This is a genomic window from Sulfitobacter sp. L-8, from assembly GCF_056859255.1.
The window spans coordinates 764,063-771,306 of the sequence record NZ_JBSXOD010000056.1; the positions used below are offsets into that span (position 1 = coordinate 764,063).

Below are 7,244 nucleotides of genomic sequence, written 5' to 3' on the forward strand. Positions count from 1 at the left end.
CGCCGCACAGAATATCCCCTCGCGCGAGGTTGTCGGGCCACTTGAAAACGGAAGCCGTGACTGGAACGGGCCAAACGGTAATGGCTCAAGATTAACCGGTAACAGAGCTTGGTTCAGTGGTCGCTTTCCAATGTTCAGGCCTAAGCCCCAGCCCCAACGCCTTTGCGGTGATACCGCGCAAGAGAGCCGCATTATCCAATAGTTTGATCAGCAACGGCGCTTGGGGCGGCGATTTTGCATCAAGCGCAGGCAGGAGCACAAATCTATGAGCGATCACCTGGGCATTCTGGGTCGTGGATGCGGGCCAGGCTCGTCGCTTTTGCACTTTGGCAAGGTGCTGTGAGCCGACGGCCCGGGCCAGGAGGGGTGGCCCCAAAAGCCGTGCGGTCGCAACGGCGTCCTGAACAGCCAGGTTTATCCCGACCCCACCCACCGGAGACATGGCATGAGCGGCATCGCCGATACATAAAAAGCCGTCGCGCCACCACGTTCTAAGCCGATTTACCTGCACTGTTAACAGTTTGACCTGTTCCCACGAGGTCAACGTCGCAACCGAGGCTGAGAGCGTCGGGGCAATTGCCGAAACCCGCTGACGAAATGCAGCGATACCCTGCGCGCGAATGATATCAGCATCGCCTTTTTGAAACGGCAAAGCACATTGCCAATAGTCCCCGCGGTCAAGCTGCACCAGGAACCCGCCTGTTCCCACCTGCCCCAGCGACACAGACTTTTGTGACGGGGTTTTGGGTAGACGCATCCAGAACACATCTATCGGTGCTCCGATGTCGTCCAGCTTCAGCCCTGAGCCGTCGCGGAGTGCGGAGCCTCGCCCATCGGCCGCGATCGAAAGATCGGCGTGAATGACCAAGGGACCATCTGTGTCGCTTGCGCTTATGCCGGTAACTTGCCCGCCCTGGTCAATCAGGTTTTCGGCCTTGGTACATCTGAGGAGCTTGAAATTCGAGTATTCGCAAGCTGCCTTGGCTAAATAATCGAGAAAATCCCATTGCGGCATCATCGCGATATATTTGCAAAACGTTGGGAGCTGGCCAAAATCGGCGATCTTGTAGCTTTGACCTGAAATGGTGACCGAAGCGTGTCGGATTTTCTGATGAGGGCGTGAAAGCAGTTCATCCAACAGTCCCAGTTCGTGAAAAACCTCTAAGGTCGATGGATGGATTGTGTCGCCTCGGAAATCACGGAGAAAATCGGCGTGTTTTTCCAACACGGTGACGTCTACGCCTTGTCGCGCCAACAGATATCCCGTCATTAACCCTGCGGGGCCACCACCCGAAATCACACATTGAGTTTTTAACGATCGCATGGGTCTGTTCCCTAGGCACGTCTTCTATTGTTAGATAGGCATCCTCGTGGGTGTTTTCACGTACCGGAAAAAAAACAAACCGGCTGAAGCAAAATCTGCGCCAGGTGACGCATCCTTACCCGCTGTACGAATTGAGCAAGCTCGTTGGGGCGCCGCATCGCCGGACGCGAAACAGCCCGTGGTCGTGATCGCCGTCAAGCGTCCAGATTTACTCCGAAAACTACGTTGAATTGCTGCATAGGGGGGAAGAATCAGCAGGGGTGTGACGTGTTCTTGCGATCAAAATGCAATCGCCGCCCCGGTTGTAACGAGGCGGCTACTGGGAAACGAAAAAGTGGCCTTACTTCTGCTGTGGCTTATCGCCAGGTTTCGATGAAGACTTTTTTGTATCGGGTTTTGAAGCTGGTTTTGTCATAATTGCATACTCTTGTTTGCAAACCGGGACAGCGGAATGCCATCCCTGAATTCACTATGAACCCAACCTGAAAAAACGAAATGTCGTATTTATTCCGTGGTGTCGCATTTATGCAGTGTGTGCAATAAGTTGCCGAAGCGCCGACCGGTTTTGGCGGCATTTGGCGCACCGGTTTCACACGTTGTTTTCAGCCGTGAAAAGCCGGAACAAACCGGCTTTCCAAGCGTTCTAATAGCTTGATTATGGGCGCAAGTTTGGTACATGCCTGCGACAAGGCGAGCGTCACAGGTCGCTTTATCTCAAGGCAGTTTCCACGACGTCCAGAAGCTTTGCCTCTTGAAACGGTTTACCCAAGACTTGGCAGTTATCCATCCTGGTCACCAACCCGTCATCAACGCCCCCGGTGGCAAAAACCAGCGGCATGTCAGGGTTCAAACCTCTCACCTCATGCGCCAGATCCTCGCCCGATTGATCGGGTAATCCGATATCGGTTATCAATAGGTCCACCTGCGCGGTCTTTACTATCTCCAAGGCTTTGGTCGCATTCTCGGCTTCAAAAACCTTATACCCGGCATCCCGCAATACATCTGCGGTATCGGTCAGGATAAGTATGTCATCTTCGCACACCAGGATGGTCGATCCGGTTGGTCGCTGTTTGGACGATTGCGACGAAGCAGGGGTTTGCTGGGGTCGGTTTGGCCGGGGCATGCCTTTGCTACCCAGAACTTCGCGGATCTTTTGCGATAGTTCAATTTGGGTGTACGGCTTTCCGAGAAGCTGAATGCCGGTGTCTAAACTGCCGTCGTGCATAATGAATTCTTGTGCATAGCCCGATGTGAAAAGCACCGGGACATCAGGTTTCAGTTCCTTCACCTTGTCGGCGAGTTCGCTGGCAGTCGCGGTGCCGGGCATCACTACATCTGTAAAAAGCAGGTCGAAATCCTGACCGGCTTCAAGGATCAGCATGGCGCGATCAGCGTTTGCCGCTTCGATGACCGTATACCCGAGCTCCCCCAGCATCGTTACTGCCGCTGCCCGGACGTCGTTGTTGTCTTCGACCAACAATATCGTCTCCGTGCCTCCAACCAGTCCGCCTGACTGAGGCGGCTGCACGACTTGTTCGTCCTGCAAGGATCTTGGCAAATAAACTTTGAAGGTGGTTCCGACCCCTACCTCGCTGTCAATCGTGATGTGGCCGCCAGACTGTTTGGCAAAGCCGTATACCATTGACAAGCCAAGGCCGGTCCCGTGCCCGTCTGCCTTGGTGGTAAAAAACGGCTCGAAAATCTTGTCGATGATGTCCGGAGACATTCCGCTGCCGGTATCGCTCACCGTCAACATCACATACTGCCCGGGCGTTACATCCGGGTATAACTGCGTGAATGCCTCATCAAGCTCTATGTTGCTGACGTCGATCCTCAACTCACCCTTGCCGTCCATGGCATCACGCGCGTTGATCGCCAGGTTCAATACCGCATTTTCCATGTTGCTCGGGTCGACGCTTGTGTTCCACAGGTCGCTGGCAAAACTGGTTTCCAGTGCCACGCCCTCTCCGATGGCACTGTGCAGGATATCCGTCGTGTTGGTCAGTAGGTTGCAAAGATTTATCACCTTGGGGGCAAGCGGTTGCTTACGTGCGAACGACAAAAGCTGGGAGGCGAGTTTTGCACCGCGTCGCACGCTTTCCATTGCCTGTTCGACGCGGACCTGCGCCGGTGCCCCATCGGGAATATCACGTGCAATAATCTGTATGTTGCTGGTGATGACCTGAAGCAAATTGTTGAAGTCATGTGCGATCCCGCCGGCAAGATTACCGATGGCTTCCATCTTCTGACTTTGCCGCAGCGCGACGTGGAGCTCTTCCAGCTCTCGGTTGCGCTTTGCGACACGCAGTTCAAGAGAATTGTTCAATTCCTCGATCTCGCGTTCGGCGATCTTGAGGTCCTCGATATCGGTGTTGGTTCCGACCCAGCCTATCGTCAGCCCTTCTTGCGTGCGCAGCGGTGCTGCGCGCACCAGGTGCCACCTAAAGTCACCATCCGATTTTCTTATCCGAAATTCTGTATCATAGTCGGTGCCTTCGGCAATCGCAGTCGACCATTTTTCTACCGCCAGCGGAAAGTCGTCTGGATGAACGACTTTTGCCCAATCTGTACCGTAAAGATCGCCCTCATTGAAGCCGGTAAAAACATAGGTTTGATCATTCAGCCAGTTCAACGACCCGTCCTTCTCGGCAGTCCAGACGTGGTTCGGCATGGTCTGTGCCATGGACCGGAATTTTTCGCCTTCGACCGTAAGGGTTGCCTCGGCTATTTTTTGGCCAGTGATGTCGTGCCCTTGAACAAAGATACCAGTGACACCGCCAGAACCGTCCTTGATCGGGTGGAAAATGAAATCCACGAATAACTGTACCGGCGGCTTGTCGGGGTCGGGTATTACTTGCGCGGGCATTCCCTTGAACGACACCGCATCGCCCGAAGCATAGACGTCATCGAGAAGTTCGAAAAACCCCTGCCCGTCTAGATCCGGCAGGGCTTCACGAACCGGCTTGCCGATAATCGACCTTCCTCCGATCAGGTCGGTATAGGATGTATTGGCAACTTGGAAAATATGCTGGGGTCCATTGAGAATGGCCATGAAGCTTGGTGCTTGGTCAAAGGCGGACTTGAAAAATTCCGTCATCGCGCCGAGAGCCAGGTTTTCATGCGCGACCGCTTCGGTTCTTTTCAGGATAGTCGCGCGTTGCGTAAACGTTTCATCCGCAGGATTGTTTTCATCATGGTAAAGGTCGGTCACATCCATGGTGTTTTGCAGGATAAACTCAACACGCCCCGCTGAATCCAGTATCGGCGTATGTGTCGCGCTCCAAAACCTCTCGATAAGTTTTCCGTCAGTCTCTATCGGGTATGGGATCAACGGAAGGTGATCTGTCCGGCCGGTCGCAAGCACGCGTCGAAATGAACCCCGTAGCATCTGATCCGAGACGGAATCCGGGCTCGCGGGGAATTCTTCGGTGATGATACGCCCGATGAGCTGGTCACGTTCACGCCCCGTGACGGCAAGATAAGCCTCGTTCGCCCAAACCATCCGCAAATCTGGGTCCAAAAGAACATAGGGTGAAGGTGCTGATGCAAAAATCGTGTCGAGATCAATCCTCATTACCAACTTCCTGTCTTTTGTTACCGGCTGCAAAAAGAATGCGTGTTCTGCTTGTTAGAAAACTCAGCTATTTGAGATCATGCGCATCGTCGAATATTCACCATTCAACGATCACTGTTAATGCAGTCATCAAAGGCACAAGCGATGGGGAATTAAAAGGACCAAGACGGGCCTTTCGGAGCGCCGGTGCACACATCATACGCAGGTTTACTTTCATAAGGTCCGGACATGCAAGCTAGGTGTTTGGCATTGTACCTTAAGGTCGGGAGTTTGTTCATTCATGAATTGGGACGTACCCGTGCACCGCTTTTATCGGCAAATGCAGCCAAACGCGCGCGTGCATCGGGTTGCGTGTTGACCACCCCTGCGACCACCGCCTCGGCATAGGCAGCATCCATCGCTGACATATTCTGCATGTGACTAACCGCGCTGCAGATCGCAAAGTTGGAAAGCGGCAAATTCTGTGCCGTTTTGCGCGCAAGCTCCATCGCGGTATCAAAACTGGACCCTTCGACGATATACTGCGCAAGCCCAAGATCCACTGCTTCCTTTCCCTGATAAACACGGCCCGTCAGCATCATGTCGATCATTCTGGCCTTACCAACCAGATCGGTAACACGTATTGTCGCGCCGCCCCCGGTAAACAGCCCGCGTTGTCCTTCCGGCAGGGCGAAATAGGCGGTCTGATCCATAACGCGAATATGCGCTGCGGACGCCAGCTCAAGCCCACCCCCGACCACAGCACCTTGCAACGCCGCAATCACCGGGACCCCGCCATATTCCATTTTATTGAACGCCTCATGCCAACGTAGACAGACATGCATGAAATCCGCCGGGCTGCGATCTTGGTCATGATGTTCGATAAGATCGAGACCAGCGCAGAAATGCTCCCCCGCGCCTGCCAGAACCACGGCGCGAACGCCTGCACGCGGGGCGCGGGAAAAGAAGCTCACCAATTCTTCGATCGTTTCGATATCCAGAGCGTTCCTTTTCGCAGGGCGATTTAACGTAACCACCCACACTCCGTCATCGTGAGCCTTGATGTCCAGATTGCGATAGCTTGATATATCGATATCAACGATCATGTAATTTCCTTTATGTTCGGCAAGCCACCTGAAAGTCGCTCAATTTCGCCACCATCATTGCAATAGTCCCATAGTTTCAAGCCCGTTTCGCAATTACGGTGTTAATAATTTCAAAGACGATCCAGCCTATACACCTATCGGTGGCATTCCGGGTGCTCGGGAGGTGGGAATTGGTCAATGGAGGCCAAACGTCGCGGCAGTCTGCTTTCCATACCTACCATAGTCCAAGTTTGGTATGCCCGGAACGCATCAGCGCGGCCGAAATCCCCTGGCAAAACGCGCAAAACACTAGCATCAAATATTTTTACAAAAAAGGCGAATAGTTAGGATTATGGGGTTGAACAAGGCCAGAACCTTGAGGTAGTAGATCGCTCACGGGTCGTTAGCTCAGTTGGTAGAGCGCTTCGTTTACACCGAAGATGTCGGGAGTTCGAGCCTCTCACGACCCACCATTTCCCCACATGTTGATGACTAACGCACCGTTTCGGCGATCAGCGCGCATCCATCGTCTGTTAAAAATTGACAAGCTTTTCGCGTGCTACCTCTGACTGCTTGCAGAGAGTTTGCAAGCAGCACTATCGATGTAGGGCTGCCACGATATCTTGATGGGGTGCCGGCCCGCTCGCTCTTGATCACGCCGAAGATGGTGCGATTTCGTTAGAGCTTTGCCGATCCGGCATCGTTGAGACCATTGTTGTCTGTGGGTTGTATTTGCCGGATTTTAACGCGCAGCATTTTGCCGTTGCTCAGGTCTTTTTCGTTGATCACCTTGAATTTTCCAAAGGGCAAAAGGTTCAGTTCGCGGTGATCTGCCAACGCTTCCCCCAATACACCGAGCAGCGCGTCAATCACGGGTTTGGCGTCTTTCTTTTTGATGCCTGAACGTTCGACAACGGTGTCGATCAGTTCTTTTTTCCGCATAATTGGCCCGGCAATGACCGGACGCGGCCCGTCGCCCCCGGCCTGCGCCACGTTTGTCTGCAGGGCGGCCACCGGTGCAGCTTCAGCCGAAGAGTCCGGGGCCGGTTTGGGCTTTGTGGACGTTGAAACCTGTGTCGATTTTCCTGTCTTGGCTGAATTGCTCATGAGACCATCCTTAATATAGGTTCGTCCAAGCCTAGCTTGTATCTTTAATGGTGCAGCGTTTCCTCGTTCGGGACGTCGCAAACTGGGTACGGAATTGCTAACTTGCCCAGGGGGGCCGGACCGAAAGCCTGAAGGTCACTTGGGACCGTTGGAAAGCTTGGTCGGCCCCTTTTCT

4 protein-coding genes and 1 tRNA gene are annotated in these 7,244 nt (G+C 53.6%); 1 reads left to right on the forward strand and 4 read right to left on the reverse strand.

Features of this window, described 5'->3' with window-relative positions; all coding sequences use genetic code 11:
* Nucleotides 1–91: 91 nt before the first annotated feature.
* The 3 genes from AC13DE_RS20400 to AC13DE_RS20410 all read right to left on the reverse strand — a co-directional run bounded on the left by AC13DE_RS20400 (nucleotide 92) and on the right by AC13DE_RS20410 (nucleotide 5,983).
* The gene (locus tag AC13DE_RS20400; protein ID WP_483048850.1) at nucleotides 92–1,324 is read right to left on the reverse strand and encodes an FAD-dependent oxidoreductase; all 1,233 of its coding nucleotides are present in this window, start codon (nucleotides 1,322–1,324) and stop codon (nucleotides 92–94) included.
* A gap of 709 nt (nucleotides 1,325–2,033) precedes the next feature.
* Nucleotides 2,034–4,898 (reverse strand): hybrid sensor histidine kinase/response regulator, encoded by a 2,865-nt coding sequence (locus tag AC13DE_RS20405; protein ID WP_483048851.1) that lies wholly within the window; start codon nucleotides 4,896–4,898, stop codon nucleotides 2,034–2,036.
* Between the two features lie 278 nt (nucleotides 4,899–5,176).
* On the reverse strand, nucleotides 5,177–5,983 hold the full coding sequence (locus AC13DE_RS20410; protein ID WP_446296080.1) for a crotonase/enoyl-CoA hydratase family protein: 807 nt from the start codon (nucleotides 5,981–5,983) through the stop codon (nucleotides 5,177–5,179).
* Nucleotides 5,984–6,359: 376 nt separating this feature from the next.
* Here AC13DE_RS20410 and AC13DE_RS20415 point away from each other — a divergent pair.
* Nucleotides 6,360–6,435, forward strand: a tRNA-Val gene (locus AC13DE_RS20415).
* Between the two features lie 205 nt (nucleotides 6,436–6,640).
* On the opposite strand, the gene AC13DE_RS20420 is transcribed toward AC13DE_RS20415, so the two are convergent.
* Nucleotides 6,641–7,069, reverse strand: coding sequence for an HU family DNA-binding protein (locus AC13DE_RS20420; RefSeq protein WP_483048852.1), 429 nt, complete (start codon nucleotides 7,067–7,069; stop codon nucleotides 6,641–6,643).
* Between the last annotated feature and the right edge of the window lie 175 nt (nucleotides 7,070–7,244).